14 protein-coding genes are annotated in these 15,325 nt (G+C 64.4%); 6 read left to right on the forward strand and 8 right to left on the reverse strand.

All coding sequences use genetic code 11. The features are described from left to right. Nucleotides 1-179 precede the first annotated feature (179 nt). On the reverse strand, nt 180-2,714 hold the full coding sequence (locus CRO75_RS21140; RefSeq protein WP_097137918.1) for a TonB-dependent receptor: 2,535 nt from the start codon (nt 2,712-2,714) through the stop codon (nt 180-182). 347 nt (nt 2,715-3,061) lie between these two features. Here CRO75_RS21140 and CRO75_RS21145 point away from each other — a divergent pair, with 347 nt between their 5' ends. The 4 genes from CRO75_RS21145 to CRO75_RS21160 all read left to right on the forward strand — a co-directional run bounded on the left by CRO75_RS21145 (nt 3,062) and on the right by CRO75_RS21160 (nt 8,101). Beyond that, nucleotides 3,062-3,976 carry a GGDEF domain-containing protein gene (locus CRO75_RS21145; protein WP_097137921.1) on the forward strand — a complete coding sequence of 305 codons (915 nt, stop codon included), beginning with the start codon at nt 3,062-3,064 and terminating at the stop codon, nt 3,974-3,976. Between the two features lie 9 nt (nt 3,977-3,985). Continuing rightward, nucleotides 3,986-5,023 (forward strand): AraC family transcriptional regulator, encoded by a 1,038-nt coding sequence (locus CRO75_RS21150; protein ID WP_009044511.1) that lies wholly within the window; start codon nt 3,986-3,988, stop codon nt 5,021-5,023. A gap of 224 nt (nt 5,024-5,247) precedes the next feature. Continuing rightward, complete coding sequence (locus CRO75_RS21155; protein WP_009044512.1) at nt 5,248-6,873, forward strand: NADP-dependent glyceraldehyde-3-phosphate dehydrogenase; 1,626 nt, start codon at nt 5,248-5,250, stop codon at nt 6,871-6,873. Nucleotides 6,874-7,060: 187 nt separating this feature from the next. Then, the gene (locus CRO75_RS21160; protein ID WP_097137923.1) at nt 7,061-8,101 is read left to right on the forward strand and encodes an FUSC family protein; all 1,041 of its coding nucleotides are present in this window, start codon (nt 7,061-7,063) and stop codon (nt 8,099-8,101) included. 31 nt (nt 8,102-8,132) lie between these two features. Here the strand turns inward: CRO75_RS21160 and glp are convergent, their stop codons facing one another. Beyond that, nucleotides 8,133-9,338 (reverse strand): gephyrin-like molybdotransferase Glp, encoded by a 1,206-nt coding sequence (gene glp, locus CRO75_RS21165; RefSeq protein WP_097137925.1) that lies wholly within the window; start codon nt 9,336-9,338, stop codon nt 8,133-8,135. Next, nucleotides 9,335-9,874 carry a molybdenum cofactor biosynthesis protein B gene (moaB, locus tag CRO75_RS21170; protein ID WP_009044515.1) on the reverse strand — a complete coding sequence of 180 codons (540 nt, stop codon included), beginning with the start codon at nt 9,872-9,874 and terminating at the stop codon, nt 9,335-9,337. Before moaB ends, glp begins: the two co-directional genes overlap by 4 nt. Nucleotides 9,875-10,125: 251 nt before the next feature. Between moaB and mobA the strand changes: the two genes are divergently transcribed. Together mobA and CRO75_RS21180 are read left to right on the forward strand one after the other, a co-directional pair. Further along, nucleotides 10,126-10,716 carry a molybdenum cofactor guanylyltransferase MobA gene (mobA, locus tag CRO75_RS21175; RefSeq protein WP_097137927.1) on the forward strand — a complete coding sequence of 197 codons (591 nt, stop codon included), beginning with the start codon at nt 10,126-10,128 and terminating at the stop codon, nt 10,714-10,716. Nucleotides 10,717-10,866: 150 nt separating this feature from the next. After that, a complete protein-coding gene (locus tag CRO75_RS21180) occupies nt 10,867-11,769 on the forward strand; it encodes a LysR family transcriptional regulator (protein ID WP_009044517.1) in 903 nt (300 codons plus the stop codon). Between the two features lie 30 nt (nt 11,770-11,799). Here CRO75_RS21180 and moaE read toward each other — a convergent pair whose 3' ends face one another. From moaE to moaA, 5 genes are all read right to left on the reverse strand, one after another. Continuing rightward, nucleotides 11,800-12,246 (reverse strand): molybdopterin synthase catalytic subunit MoaE, encoded by a 447-nt coding sequence (gene moaE / locus CRO75_RS21185; RefSeq protein WP_097137929.1) that lies wholly within the window; start codon nt 12,244-12,246, stop codon nt 11,800-11,802. Nucleotides 12,247-12,249: 3 nt separating this feature from the next. Beyond that, nucleotides 12,250-12,501, reverse strand: coding sequence for a MoaD/ThiS family protein (locus tag CRO75_RS21190; protein WP_097137931.1), 252 nt, complete (start codon nt 12,499-12,501; stop codon nt 12,250-12,252). Continuing rightward, nucleotides 12,498-12,974 carry a cyclic pyranopterin monophosphate synthase MoaC gene (moaC, locus tag CRO75_RS21195; RefSeq protein ID WP_162270030.1) on the reverse strand — a complete coding sequence of 159 codons (477 nt, stop codon included), beginning with the start codon at nt 12,972-12,974 and terminating at the stop codon, nt 12,498-12,500. Before moaC ends, CRO75_RS21190 begins: the two co-directional genes overlap by 4 nt. Before the next feature lie 92 nt (nt 12,975-13,066). Further along, entirely contained in the window at nt 13,067-13,966 is a 900-nt protein-coding gene (locus CRO75_RS21200) for a bestrophin family protein (protein ID WP_097137933.1), read from the reverse strand. A gap of 39 nt (nt 13,967-14,005) precedes the next feature. Further along, the gene (moaA, locus tag CRO75_RS21205; RefSeq protein ID WP_085534197.1) at nt 14,006-15,004 is read right to left on the reverse strand and encodes a GTP 3',8-cyclase MoaA; all 999 of its coding nucleotides are present in this window, start codon (nt 15,002-15,004) and stop codon (nt 14,006-14,008) included. Nucleotides 15,005-15,325 lie beyond the last annotated feature (321 nt).

The following is a 15,325-nucleotide window of genomic DNA, read 5'->3' on the forward strand; positions in this document are numbered from 1 at the left end:
TCAACAGGTACAGGTAGGAACTTCTCATGAACAGGCAAAATCCTTGTCAGGCAAACCGCCCTCTGTAGGAGCGAGCTTGCTCGCGAAAAACCTCAAGACCCCGCGTGCTTACAAACAGCCCGCGTCATCGTTCAAGACCTTCGCGAGCAAGCTCGCTCCTACAGCGTGTACGGTGTGGGTTAGAAGTGGGTGAAGGTCAGGCCGAGCTTGTAGGTCGGGCCGTACTCCTCGTACTGGCCGTTGTAGGAGCGGTGGCCGGTGTAGACGAAGTACGGCTCGTCGGTGAGGTTCTGCGCCTCGAAGCTCAGTTGCAGGCTCTTGGTCAGCGAGTAGCGGGCGCTGAAATCGACGAAGGTCTGGGCATCGACGTGCAGGTCGTGGGCCTTGTCGTCGATCGAGGCCAGCTCATAGAGGTAGTCCGACTTGTAGTTGGCCGACAGGCGCAGGCTGAGCGTGTCGTTTTCCCAGCCGAGCATCAGGTTGCCGACGGTGTCCGACTGGTTCGGCAGGTCAATGCTGCGCTTGCGGTTGACCCCGCTGGCGGCGTCGAAGCCCTTGATCTCGGCGTCGGAGCGGCTGAAGGTGGCGTTGGCCCCCAGCAGCAGGCCGTTCCACGGCGCCGGCAGCCAGTCGAATTTCTGCGAGTAGGCCAGTTCCAGGCCGTACAGCTTGGCGCTGTCGCCGTTGGCGAAGGTGTGCGCCTCGGCGAAGTCGGTCCAGGCGCCGGTGCCGGCCAGGTCGGTGTTGTAGACGAAGTTCTTGATGTCCTTGTAGAACACGAAGGCCGAGACGGTGCCGGCGCGGCCCATGAAGTGCTCGATGCCAAGGTCGAGGTTGCTCGACTCCAGCGGCTTGAGGTCCGGGTTGCCGAAGCTGGCCTCGTCATCGTCGATGACAAAACCCGGCGCCAGCTGGCCGAAGGTCGGGCGCACCACCGCCTTGGTCCATGCCGCGCGCACCTGGGTGTTCTTGTCCAGCTGGTAACGCGCGTGCAGGCCCGGCAGCCAGTGGTGGTAACGACGCTTGGTCGCGGTGGACTGGAACGCGCCGTCGGTGGCGCCGGTGCCCTTGGCTTCGAACTCGGTGCCTTCGTAGCGCAGGCCGGCGATAAAGCGCCAGTCGTCGATATCGAGGGTGTTCATCAGGTAGCCGGCGTTGATGTCTTCGCGGATCTTGAAGTCGTTGACCCGGGATTCGGTTTCGTCGAAGAACGCATCGCGGTCCAGGCCGCCGATCAACTGCTTGATCGAGCCGCCGCTGATGCCCGGGCCGAAGCGGCCGAGGCGATAGTCGACGCTGCCTTTGCGGAAGCGGTCGAGGTTGAGCTGCTCGTCGCTGAAACCCAGCTCGTCGAAGTCCTTGTAGACCCAGGCGTCGAGGTCGTTGTCCTTGTTGCGCCGGCTGACCTTGCCGCCGAACTTGACCTGGGACGCATAACCGCTGAGGTCGTAGTCGCGGGCCAGGTCCAGGCGCAGGTTTTTCTCGGTGTCGGTGGTGCGCTGCTTTTCCCACTCGACCTTGTCCAGGCTGAAGTTGGCCGGGTCGTAGAAACCCTGGCCGACGATCGGCCGCGGCTTGTCCTTGTCGTAGAAACCGCTGTCGGCGAAATCGTCGTTGCCTTCGAACACCGCGTTGGCGATGTGCCCCGGGCTGTCTTCGCTGGAGCGGCTGTAGCCGGCCTGGCCGCTGAGGGTCCAGAGGCCGAACATGCGCTCGCCGCCGAACACGTAGGACTGGATCTCCTGGGTTTCCTCGCGCTGCTTGAGCTTGCGTTTACCTTCGGCGTCGCCCAGCTCGCCGGCCGCCTGGGGCTCGGCGAACTCCAGGCTGGCGGCGTTGCGTGTCTCGCTGTCCTTGTAGCGGCTGTACAGGGTGCGCAGGTAGTAACTGCTGAGGTCGTCCGGCTTGTAGTCGAAGTTCAGGCCGCCGCCGGCGCGCTCGCGGCTGATGTCGTAGTCGCGCTGTTCGAACTCCTGCAGTTTCGCGCCCTGTTCGAAGTCCCAGGCGCCGCCGGTCTCGACGTTGTCCGAACCGAAGTCGCGCTTCTGCCAGCTCAGGGCCGCGGCCACGCCGAAGTTGTCGATGCCGTCGCCGAGGCTGAAGCGGTCGCTGACCGCGCCGGAGAATTTCGGGCTGGTCTGGTGAGTGTTCCGGTCGTAGCTGGCTTCACTGCTGCCGGTGTAGAACAGGCCCTTGTGATCGAAGGCCGAAAGGCTCTGCACATCGACGGTGCCGCCCAGGGAGTTGGCGTCCATGTCCGGGGTCAGGGTCTTGATCACCGACAACGACTGCACCAGCTCCGAGGGCAGCACGTCCAGGGCCACGGCGCGGCGTTCGCTTTCCGGGGCCGGCACCAGGGTGCCGTTGATGGTCACGCTGTTGAGGTCCGGGCCCAGGCCACGCACGCTGACGAAGCGCCCTTCGCCCTGGTCGCGCTCGACGCTGATGCCCGGCAGGCGCTGCGCCGCTTCGGCGACGTTCTCGTCCGGCAACTGACCCACGCCGTCGGCATGCACCACGCTCTTGATGCTGTCGGCGCTGCGCTGCTCCTTGAGCGCCTGGTCGATGCTCGCGGCCTGGCCGACCACTTCCAGGTGTTCGGTGGTTTTACTCGAGTCGGCTTCGGCGGCGCTCAGGCGTTCGCTGGCGATCGCCATGGCCAGGGCGGTGAGCGTGAAGCCGAGCAGGCCGGCGGTGCTGCTGCGCTTGTACATGATGGTCCTCCCCCAAGAGTCCGGTGACGCCAGGCAAGGGGCCCGGCAACTGGGAGGGCAAGCTAGGATCGGCGAATGACGGTTCCGTGACAGGGGTTGGCAGGAAGGCCCTCGAACCGGGGTTTTGCCCGGATCCGAGGGGCAAAGTGAGCTGAAATGACCTTTGCCGCGGGACTGGCGATAGCGTCAGCGGCCACACCACCGTTCAATGGCCGAGCAGATCGCAAAAAACCCACCACCACGGTGAGCTGATTCGACCTCCCCCACCCGCTTTGCCGCCGTCACCCGGCTGTCACACACATCTGCTGTGCTGGCGCGCATTGCTTCTTTGCCAAAGGATCGCGGCCATGTTCTCAGTGCTCAAACCCCACCGTTGGAAACTCGCCAGCCTGCTGCTGGCAGCCAATCTCGGCCTGCTCCTGCACCTGGCCTGTGGCGAGTTGAAGGCGGTCAGCGAATGGGTCTGGCTGGACATCGTCGGCGAAGGCGGCACCACCCTGCTGGCCCTGATCTGGCTCGGCCTGGTGCTGAAAAGCCGCCCGGCGGGACGGGTCACCAACTACCTGGCCCTGGGCCTGAGCTGCATCTTTTTCTCCTGGTGGATCGACAGCCTCGACGAATTCATCCGCCTGCCCGACAGCATCGCCTGGGATCACTGGCTGGAATCCGCGCCGATGCCGGTGGGCATGGTCCTGCTGACCATCGGCATTTACCACTGGCACCGCGAACAGCTGGCGATCAGCGCGCAGATGGAAAAACGCGAACGGCTGTTCCGCGAGCACCGGCTGTTCGACAAGCTCACCCCGCTGGGCGGCGCCGACTACCTCAAGCGCCAGCTGGCCGACAGCCTGCAGGACAGCCAGCGCCAGCAGCAGCCGCTGTCGCTGCTGGCCCTGGACCTGGACAATTTCGCCGCGATCAACCAGGACTTCGGCCACGCCGAGGGCGACGCGGTGCTACAGGCGCTGAGCCATTTACTGCTGCTCAACCTGCGTCGCCAGGACCTGCTCTGCCGGCTGGCCGGCGACCGCTTCGTGGTGCTGCTGCCGAACACCGGCGAGAGCCAGGCGCGGCTGCTGGCCCAGGAGCTGCAACAGGCGGTACGGAGCCTGGCGCACAAGAGCCGCCAGCACGGCGAACGCTTGCAGCTGTGCGCCTGCACCGCGGTGGTGATGGCCCTCGACGAGACACCGGACGGCCTGCTCAAACGCCTCAACCTGGCCCTGGCCCGGGCCAAGCAGCCGCTGGCGAAAAGCGCCTGAGGCCCGGCCATGACCCTGAAGACCCGTTGGTACGAAAACGACAGCCGGTTCATTCCCGGGCATTACCAGCCAGCGAGCCTGATCGACCTGGCGCTGTCCCGGGACATCGACAGCCATCGCCTGCTGCGCGGCACCGGGCTGTTCCACGAGGACATCCTCGCCGGCCAGACCCGCCTCAGCCCACAGCAGTTTCTCGGCCTGATCGGCAACAGCCGACGGCTGCTGGACGCCGACGACAGCAGCTTCCTGTTCGGCCAGCGCCTGCTGCCTGGGCACTACGGCGCCGCCAGCCACGCCCTGCGCCACGCGCAGAACCTGCACCAGGCCCTCGATACCCTGGTGCAGCAACAGGCGCTGCTCAGCCCGCTGGCCAGCCCGCGCTTGCTGCTGGACGACCAGCACGCCTATTTCTACTGGCTGGACAGCTGTGGCGCCGGCGAACAATGGCGTTTCCTGCTGGAGGCCAGCATGACCTCGCTGGTGGCCATGAGTCAGTGGCTGAGCGGCCAGCGCCTGCCCTGGGAGTGCAGCTTCAGCCATGCCGAGCCGCGTTATGTCGAGCAGTACTGGGTGCACCTGGGCGAACACACCCAGTTCAAGCGGCCCATGGACCTGATGCGCATCCCCCGGGAATTCCTCACCCAGCCCTGGCCCAACGCCTCCGCCACCGCCGGCCAGGTGGCGCGCCAGGAAGCCCAGGGCCAGCTCGAGCAACTGGGCTTTGCCTCGAGTTTTCTCGACTGCGTCTACCGCTACCTGCAAGGCCAGGTGCGCCAGGCGCCGAGCCTGGAACAGACGGCCCAGGCCTTCGGCATGAGCCCGGCCACCCTCAAGCGCAAGCTGCACAAGCACGACAGCGGTTTCCAGCAGCAGGCGGACCTGGTGCGCAAGCATGTGGCGCTGTACCTGTACCGGATCAAGGGCCTGAGCAACGAGGCTGTCGCCGAGTACCTGAGCTTCAACGACGCGGCGAATTTCCGCCGCTCGTTCAAGCGCTGGACCGGCAGCACCCCCAGGTTGATCCGCCAATTGTTCAGCGCCGGTTGAAACAAAGGCTGTTTTTCCATGGGAAAAAGCGGCTACTCTTGGCCCAAAGAACCACACCATCACACCTCTGCTGCACGACTTTCCGCCATTTTGGCCCAGCTTTTTGCTAAAGACCCGAGACATCAAGGCGTAGAAACAAACCTTGAAGACCCGTCTCGCCCGTCAGCGCCGGCGCGCTCTCCAGCCCGCCGGTGCATTGCCCATTGCCATTACGGAATAGAGTCATGACCACAGCCCCTCTGTTGAACACGCTGTTTCCCGTCGCCGCCGACATCCCCGAGCAGTACCGCCTGGACGGCCAGGTCGAGCAGCGCGAGTACCTGGTCGACGGTCAGTTGCAGACCTGGAACGGGCCCCTGGCCCTGGTGCGCAGCCCGGTGTACCTGGCCACCGCCCATGGCGACGAACAAGTGATTCTCGGCAGCACCCCGCTGCTCGACGCCGACACCGCGCTGACCGCCCTCGACGCCGCCGTGCGCGCCTACGACCGTGGCCAGGGCGCGTGGCCGACCATGCGCGTGGCCGAACGCATCCAGCACGTCGAAGCCTTCCTCGGGCGCATGCGCGAACAGCGCTCGGCGGTGGTCAAGCTGCTGATGTGGGAAATCGGCAAGAACCTCAAGGACTCGGAAAAAGAGTTCGACCGCACCTGCGACTACATCGTCGACACCATCAACGCCCTCAAGGAACTCGACCGCCGTTCCAGCCGCTTCGAGCTGGAGCAGGACACCCTCGGCCAGATCCGCCGCGTGCCCCTGGGCGTGGCCCTGTGCATGGGCCCGTACAACTACCCGCTGAACGAAACCTTCACCACCCTGATCCCAGCGCTGATCATGGGCAACACCGTGGTGTTCAAGCCGGCCAAGTTCGGCGTGCTGCTGATCCGCCCGCTGCTGGAAGCCTTCCGCGACAGCTTCCCGGCCGGGGTGATCAACGTGATCTACGGCAGCGGCCGGGAAACCGTCAGCGCGCTGATGGCCAGCGGCAAGATCGATATCTTCGCCTTCATCGGCACCAACAAGGCCGCCAGCGACCTGAAGAAACTGCACCCCAAGCCGCACCGCCTGCGCGCCGCCCTGGGCCTGGACGCGAAAAACCCCGGCATCGTGCTGCCGGAGGTGGACCTGGATAACGCGGTCAACGAGGCGGTCACCGGCTCGCTGTCGTTCAACGGCCAACGCTGCACCGCGCTGAAGATCCTCTTCGTCCATGAAAGCGTGGTCGATGCCTTTATCGAGAAATTCAACGCCAAGCTGCTCAGCCTCAAACCGGGCATGCCATGGGAACCGGGGGTGGCGCTGACGCCGCTGCCGGAGTCGGGCAAGGTCGATTACCTGCACGCCCTGGTGGCCGACGCCATCGACAAGGGCGCCAAGGTGGTCAACCCCGGCGGTGGCGAGGCGCGGGCGTCGTTCTTCTACCCGGCGGTGCTGTACCCGGTGAACAGCCAGATGCGCGTGTACCAGGAAGAACAGTTCGGGCCGGTGGTGCCGATCGTGCCGTACCGCGATCTGGAAACGGTGATCGACTACGTCCTGGAATCGGACTTCGGCCAGCAGCTGAGTATCTTCGGCACCGAGCCGGCACAAGTCGGGCATCTGGTGGACACCTTCGCCAACCAGGTCGGGCGGATCAACCTCAACGCCCAGTGCCAGCGCGGCCCGGACACCTACCCGTTCAACGGGCGCAAGAACTCCGCCGAAGGTACGCTGTCGGTGCATGATGCGTTGCGCACCTTCTCGATCCGCACCCTGGTGGCCACCAAGTTCCAGGAGAGCAACAAGGAGCTGATCAGCGACATCATCCGTAACCGCGAGTCGAGCTTCCTGACCACCGATTACATTTTCTAGGGTCTTTACGAAAAGTCGGCGAGCGAAGGTCAGGCAAGGCAAAAACAGGCGAGGAAGCGGAGTGTAGGGACCTACATGAGCATTCCGAGCCTGTTTTTAACGCAGCATGACCGAGCGCAGCCACTTTTCGTACAGAGCCTAAAACGGAGAACTTCCCCTGGGCCAGACCTTTCGCCTGCCACCGCTGTTGCGCCGATTCCTGCTCCCGGTACTGGACCCGTATCGGCGCTACCGCTACGCCAAGCTGATCCATGCGGTGCGCGTGGCCCTGGGGTTGCTGGCCACCATCGCGCTGACCACCGGCCTCAATCTGCCCCACGGCGAATGGGCGTCGGTGACCATGCTGGTGGTGATCGGCGGCTTGCAGCACCACGGCAACATTGGCAAGAAGGCCGCGGAGCGGGCCATCGGTACCCTGATCGGCGCGGGCGTCGGCCTGGTGCTGGTGGTGCAGCAGGCTTATCTGGGCCTGTCCTGGCTGACCTACCTGGGGATGTCGGTGGTGTGCGGGTATTTCTCCTATCACGCCATCGGCAAGGGCGGCTACACCGCGCTGCTGGCGGCGATCACCGTGTTCATCGTCGCCGGCCACGGCGACAACCACGTCAGCGATGGCCTGTGGCGCACCGTGGATATCCTCATCGGTATCGCCCTGGCCCTGGCGTTCTCCTTCGCCATTCCGCTGTATGCGGTCTACTCCTGGCGCTACAACCTGGCCAGCGCCTTGCGCGACTGCGCCACCCTTTACGGACGCATCATCGGCGGCCAGTCGGTAACCGATGATGAACACCTGAAGTTGCTCGGGCGCCTCAACAGCACCTTGCTGCAACTGCGCTCGCTGATGCCCTCGGTGTCCAAGGAAGTGCGGATCTCCATGACCGAACTGGACGCCATCCAGCGCAACCTGCGCATGGGCTTCAGCACCCTGGAAATCCTCGGCAATACCCGGCCGGACCTCAGCGACCCGCAAGCCCGCGAACAGTTGCAACAGCTCATGAAGCATGAGCACCGGCAGGTGCGCATACAGCTGGTGGGCATGGCCCGCGCCCTGCAATCCGGCGCCACCAGACGCCTGGGGCGGCCCCTGGATGGTCCGGCCTCCTCGACCCTCGACACCTCGGTCTACAGCGCGCTGGACGGCTACCGCCTGCTGACCCGGCAACTGGTGGCCAACCTCAACGAGATGCGCCAGCGCCTGGCGAAAAGCGCGGAGCACTGGAAGATCTGAGTGCCCCGCGCCTGCCGCCAGACCGCGCCGGCTAGAACAACTCGCTGAACGGAATGAAGCGCGCCGACTCGCCGGCCCGCAAGGTGCTGCCCTCAAGGATTTCCACCAGCCCATCGGCCCAGGAAGCGCCCAGCAACACACCGGAACTCTGGTTTGGATAGAGCACCGCACGGCCCTCCTCCAGCCTGGCCCGCAGGTATTCGCGGCGGCCTCCCGCTTTCGGCCAGTCGAAACCGACGCTGACCGGGAAGCTCAAGGGCATGACCTCTTCGACGCCCTGAATGCGCAACAGATACGGCCGGGCCAGCAGGCCAAAGGTCACCAGGGCCGAGGTCGGGTTGCCGGGCAGGCCGATCACCGGCACGCTGCCGAAGCGCCCCACGGTCAGCGGCTTGCCGGGTTTTATCGCGAGCTTCCAGAACACCGGGGTGGCGCACTCGCGCAGTACCTGGCCGAGGCAATCGGCGTCGCCGGCGGACACGCCGCCGGTGGTCAGGATCAGGTCCGCGGCGCATTGCAGCTGTTCCAGGCGCAGCCGGGTCTGCTGCGGCTGGTCGGGGAGAATCCCGGCATCGACGACCTCGCAGCCCAGGGCATTCAACCAGTGGCTGAGCAGGGTGCGATTGCTGTTGTAGATGCAGCCGGGGCGCAAGGCGGTGCCCGGCTCGGCCAGTTCGTCGCCCGTCGACAGCAACGCCACCCGCGGCCGCCGCACCAGCGGCAGATGGGTACAGCCCTGGGCCGCGGCGATGGCCAGTTCGAAAGGCCCCAGGCGTTTGCCGGCGCGCAGCAGCACTTGCCCGGCGCGGTTCTCCTGGCCTTGCGGGCGAATATTCTGGCCGGCCTTGAGCGGCTGCTTGAAGCGCACGCGACCGTCGTCAAGCAGCTCGACGTTCTCTTGCATCTCGATGCTGTTGGCGCCCTCGGGCAGCGGCGCGCCGGTGAAGATTCGCGCGCAGGTGCCCGGCCGCAACGGCTCGGGGGCCTGGCCGGCGAAAATGCGTTGCGACACCGCCAGCGGCTGGCCGTCCCAGGCATCGAGGTTCAAGGCATAACCGTCCATGGCGCTGTTCGGCCAGAGCGGCAGGTCCAGGGTCGCCACCAGGTCGCTGGCCAGCACCCGTTGCCGCGCCTCGCCCAGCGCCACCGGCTCGCTGTCCTGCAAGCGTTGCGCCTCGGCCATGGCCAGCAAGCGGGCGATGGCCTCCTCCACCGGCATCAGCGGTAAGGCGCTCATCCGCGGGTCCCGCAGGCTTGCACCTGCTTGAGGTGCGGCACGAAATTGCACGGCCGGTGGCGGGCGTCGAGCTGCTCGGCGAGGATGCCTTCCCAGGCGGTCCGGCAGGCGCCCGTGGAGCCCGGCAGGCAGCACACCAGGGTGCCGTTGGACAGCCCGGCCAGGGCCCGGCTCTGCACGGTGGAGGTGCCGATATCGAGGATGGAGATCGCCCGGAACAGCTCGCCGAAACCGTCGATCCGCTTGTCCAGCAAACAGCTCACCGCCTCGGGCGTGCTGTCGCGTCCGGTGAACCCGGTGCCGCCGGTAATCAGCACCACCTGGATAGTCTCATCGGCGATCCACAGCGCGACCTGGGCGCGGATCTTGTACAGGTCATCCTTGAGCAGGTTGCGCTCGCTCAGGGTGTGGCCAGCTTCCAGCAGGCGGCTGACAAGCAATTGCCCGGAGGTGTCGGTGGCGTATTCGCGGGTGTCGCTGACGGTCAGCACGGCAATATTCAGGGGGACAAACAATGCATCCGATTTCACACTCATGTCTTTCTCCGGCGGGCAGTCATAAAAACCATGGCCAGAGGCTAAAGCGCTGAAACCGTCAGTGTCTAATCACTCTGGCCGACCACTTTATCGAGCATATCTATCAAGGACTCTTTCCCCCTGGAGTACCGGCCCACGCCGGTGAAATCCGCGGCCGATAGAGACTTTTGATCGCTCATTCGATACTTCCGATTGGACTCGAAGGGGCGACAATGAGATCGTCTGAGCCCCCAACCAGTGTGCCTCGAACAATGACCCCGACCTGCCCCGCCGCCCCTTCGCCTATCCCCTGCTCGGCGCTGCTGCTGGCCGGAGGCCGTGGCGCGCGCATGGGCGGACGGGACAAGGGCCTGCTGCCCTGGCAGGGCAAGCCGATGATCGCCCATGTGCAGGCGGCGGTCCGACCTTTCACCGACGACCTGATCATCTCCTGCAACCGCAACGCCGAGCAGTATCGGGCCTATGCCGACCAACTGGTCGAAGACTCGCAGAGGGATTTCCCGGGGCCCCTGGCGGGCGTGCTCGCCGGCCTGGCGGTGGCGCGTCATCCGTGGCTGCTGGTGTTCGCCTGCGACGCGCCGAAAATCGACGGCGCGCTGATCGGCGCCATGCTGGCGGCGCGCCCCGCCCCGGACTCGGTGCTGATGGTGCAACAGGCCGGCCACTGGCAACCCATGTTCAGCCTGATCCCCACGGCCTTGCTGGCGAGCCTGCAACACGACTGGGACGCCGGCGAACGCAGCCTGCAGCGCGCCTTGTCGAAGCACCGGCCGCAGGCCCTGGTCTGCGCCGAGGACGACCCGCGCCTGAGCAACTTCAACACCCCTGAGCTACTTTTTTAACGGCTTTTTTAACAGCGTTTTTTTAACAGCTCCGCGTGCCACCGAACGGACGCACAGTCTTTTCCTCCAAAGGTCGGATCGGGATTTCCAAACGCTTCGTGCATCCTGGACTTACCCCTGACATCAACCCCTTCTTCAGCAGGTGCCATCGTGGACATCAAACAACTCAAGTTCCTTATCGCCCTGGACCAGACCCGACACTTCGGCCAGGCCGCGGCGCGCTGCCACATCACCCAGCCGACCCTGTCCATGCGCTTGCGCAACCTGGAGGACGAGCTGGACCTGGTGCTGGTCAAGCGCGGCCAGCGCTTCGAAGGTTTCACCGAGGCCGGCGAACGGGTGCTGGCCTGGGCGCGGACCCTGCTCGCCGCCCATGACGGGCTGTTCGCCGAGGCCGCCGCCTGCCGTGGCCAACTGGTCGGTAGCCTGCGCCTGGGCCTGGTGCCGCTGAGCAGCTTCAACCCGATCGGCTACGTCCAGGGCCTTTCCAAGAGTTTCCCGGAGCTCAAGTTCGCCCTGTCGTCCATGAGCTCGGACCAGATCATCGAAGGCCTGGGCAACAACCAGCTGGACCTGGGCGTGTGTTACCTGGACCACGTGAACCCGAACTATTTCGAGTTTTTCGAGATTGGCGAAACCCGCGTCGGCCTGCTGTACGACACCCGCCACTTCCATTTCGAAAGCAGCGAAATGAGCTGGGAAGAGGCCGCCGAGCTGCCCCTGGGGATGATCAGCAATGGCATGCACTACCGCAAATCCATCGACCTGAGTTTCCGCAGCCGCGGCCTCGACCCGCAGCCGATCCTCGAAAGCGATTCGACCTATCAGCTGTTCCAGGCGATTCACGAAGGCTTCTGCTGCTCGATCATGCCGCTGTCCAGCGGCCTGGAAAACCCGATCGAGAACCTGGCCTTCATCAACCTGCCGGATGCCAGCGTGCTCGCGCCCCTGGGCCTGGTGATGCGCAAGACCGAACCGCGCTCGGCCATTGCCGAAAAGTGCTTCGCCGAAGCCAGGAAACTGTTTGCCGGGCAAGCGCCCACGGCCGACTGAAGGTGCTGCGCCGCAGGGCGCATTCCTGCCCTACCAGCGACTGGCGGCCAGTTGGTCGCTCTCCCTGCCCTGCACCCAACGCTCGCCGGACGAGGTCTGTTCGCGCTTCCAGAACGGCGCGCGGGTTTTCAGGTAGTCCATCAGGAAGGCGCAGGCCTCGAAGGCCGCCTGCCGATGGGCGCTGGCGACGCCGACAAACACGATCGGCTCGGCCACCTGCAACGCCCCCACCCGATGCACGGCCCTTACCCTTTGCAATGGCCAGCGCTCATGGGCCTCATCGACGATGCGCTGCAACGAACGCTCGGTCATGCCCGGGTAATGTTCGAGGAACAGGCTGCCGACCTGTTCCCCCAGGTTCAGGTCACGCACATAGCCGACGAAGGTCACCAGTGCGCCAACGCCGGGGTCCTCGCCGTGCACCTCGCGGTGCAGTCGATCAAGGTCGAAGGCCTCGGCCTGGACGTGCACGGTCATGGCTCAGCCCCCGGTGACTTGCGGAAAAAACGCGATCTCGTCGAAGTCATCGATGGGCGCGTCGAGGTTGCACAGGTCCTGGTTCAGCGCGCACATCAGGCTGGTTTCGCCGAGCACCGCCTGCCAGGTCTCGCCCCTGGCCATCAGCAACGTCCTCACGTCGCCGACGCTGCGCAACGAATCATCCAGCGCGATCTTCTCGCCGCCGATACCGAGCTGCTCGCGATAACGGGCAAAGTAGTTGACCAGGATCATGCTGTGACTCCCGCGTCAAAGCTGCCCGATCGCCCGCCCTGTTTCTTCAGCAGTTGGATGCTGTCGATGACCATGCCGCGATCGACCGCCTTGCACATGTCGTAGATGGTCAGCGCGGCGACGCTGGCCGCGGTGAGCGCTTCGAGCTCGACACCGGTGCGGCCGTTGAGCCGGCAGGTGGCGACAATCCTGACGCTGTCGGGCTCGACGGCCTTCAGATCGAGGTGAATCGAGCTGAGCAGCAACGGGTGGCAGAGCGGGATGAGTTCATGGGTTTTCTTCGCCGCCATGATGCCCGCGATGCGCGCCACCGCGAACACGTCGCCCTTGGGGTGGCCGTTCTGCTGGATCATCTGCAAGGTGGCGGGCCGCATGCGTACCCAGGCCTGGGCCTGGGCTTCACGGTCAGTGGGCGGCTTGTCGCTGACATCGACCATATTGGCCCGGCCTTCGGCGTCCAGGTGAGTCAGGATCGTGGAATCGTGGTTCATGGTTATCCTCGCAGCCTGTTGGCTGGGTTGAGTGATGTGGCCCGGGGGAACCGGGGCGAATGCATGGGCGTCGGTCAGCTCAGCACGAAGTCCACCGGTTGCAGCACCGGCGGCAGCTGGGTCGCCCCCAGGGCATCGAGCACCTCCCGCTCGATGGTGCGCACCAGGGCATTGGTCGGCAGGTCGTTCTCGTCCCGGCCGAAAGGGTCTTCCAGCTCGTCGCCAATGGCGTCCAGGCCGAAAAACGTATAACTGACGATGGCCGTGAAGATCGGCGTCAGCCAGCCCAGGGGCTCGGCCATGGCAAAGGGCAGCAGGATGCAGAACATGTAGCTGGTGCGGTGCAGCAACAGCGTGTAGGGAAAAGGCAATGGCGTGCTCTTGATCCGCTCGCAGACGGTCTGGGCGTTGGTCAGGCTGCTCAGGTGATTGGCCATCAGCGTGTAGCGCCATTCGCTGATCGCCCCCGACTCGGCCAGGGTCGAACACTGTTGGCCGACGTGGCGCAGGATGCTGTCCGGCACGTTGGGCGCCTGGGCCGACGGCAACTGGCTCAGCCAGGTCCCCGCCGCGCTCAGCTGGTCTTCCTGGCGCAGCCTGGCGTTGAGGGCATGGGCGAAGCCGCAGAGGTCGCGCAGGATCTTGCCGCGCTGTCGCGAGTCCTTGATCGCCTGGGTTTCGCGAATCATCGAACGCACCTCCGTCACCAGCGTGCCCAGGGCCTTGCGCGCTTCATACCAGCGGTCGTAGCAGGCGTTGTTGCGAAAGCTCATGAAGATCGACAGCGACAGGCCCAACAGGGTGAACGGCGTGGCATTGACCCTGGAGAAATAGGTCGGGTACAGGGTCTCGATAAACACGATCGCCGAGGCCAGCAGGGTCACCAGCAGGCTGCGCAGGGCGATGCGCTTGGCAATCGAGCCCTTGAGGGAGATCAGCACATTGATCAGGTTGGGTTTGGATCTGACGATCATCGCAAGACAGCCTTTTTGCAGAGGGGAAAACCGCGCGGGCTAGCCGCCGGTCATGTTCATGAACCGCACCACTTGCACCTCGTCATTGAGTGCGAAGTTGTGGCGGTACGGCTTGATTTTCATCGCCTCGATGATTGCCCGCTCCAGGCGCTGCGGCTCGCCCGGATGGCTGCGCAGCACCTGCTTCAAATCGACCGAATGCTCGTTGCCCAGGCACAGCAGCAACCGGCCCTCAACGGTCAACCGCACCCGGTTGCAGGTGGCGCAGAAGTTGTGGCTGTGGGGCGAGATGAACCCCAGGCGAATCTCCGGCGCCTCGGCCAGGCGCCAGTAACGCGACGGCCCCTGGGTCGACTCGGTGGAGTCGATCAGGGTGTAGCGCTCGGCGATGCGCTCGCGCACCTGGGCGCTGGAAAAGAACGCATCGGCGCGGCTGTGTTCGCTGATCACCCCCAGGGGCATCTCTTCGATAAAGGAGATGTCCAGCCCACGGTCGATGGCAAAGCCCACCAGGTCGTTGATCTCATGATCGTTGCGCCCTTTCATTACCACGCAGTTGAGCTTGGTGTGCTGGAAACCGGCGGCGTTCGCCGCATCGATGCCGGCAATCACCTGGGCCAGGTCGCCAGTGCGGGTCAGCTCGCGAAAACGCGTGGCATCGAGGCTGTCGATACTGATGTTCAGGCGCTTGAGCCCGGCCTCGAACAAGGGCGCCGCCAGCTTGCCCAGCTGCGAGCCATTGGTGGTCATGCACAGCTCGCGCAGCCCCGGCAGCGCGGCGATGCGCCGGCACAGCTCGACGACGCCCGGGCGGATCAAGGGTTCGCCCCCGGTCAGGCGGATTTTCCGGGTGCCCAGGGCGACGAAACTTTGCGCCAGCTGATAGAGCTCCTCCAGGGTCAGGATGCGTTGCCGCGGCAGGAACTGCATATCTTCGGCCATGCAATACACACAACGAAAGTCGCAGCGATCGGTCACCGACATTCGCAGATAGTCGACTCGCCTGGAAAAACCATCCTGCAGGATTCGATCTGACATTACCGCCTCCGTCAGCACTTCAGGTGTATCGACCCGAATGCTGTTATTGGAAGGCCACCGTTATAGAAGGCCTTGTTTGAGGCAAGACTAAGGACATTTCAAACCACCGTCTAATTGCTATTAACAACCGGTTGATCGATAGGATTTATCAGAAGAAAAATCATCCCATTCCACCCAAAATTAAGTATTTATTTTATTGATTAGTATAGATTTTTTCCTTGATAGAGCATTTCGATCATCCGGTCATTATTTGCGATTAGACAGGCACTTTATAAGCGGCTTAGGCTTGACCCCGCAGTCCTGAAGCAATCCGCGAAGTGC

The organism is Pseudomonas sp. LAMO17WK12:I10, from assembly GCF_900215185.1.
Lineage (GTDB): Bacteria > Pseudomonadota > Gammaproteobacteria > Pseudomonadales > Pseudomonadaceae > Aquipseudomonas > Aquipseudomonas chlororaphis.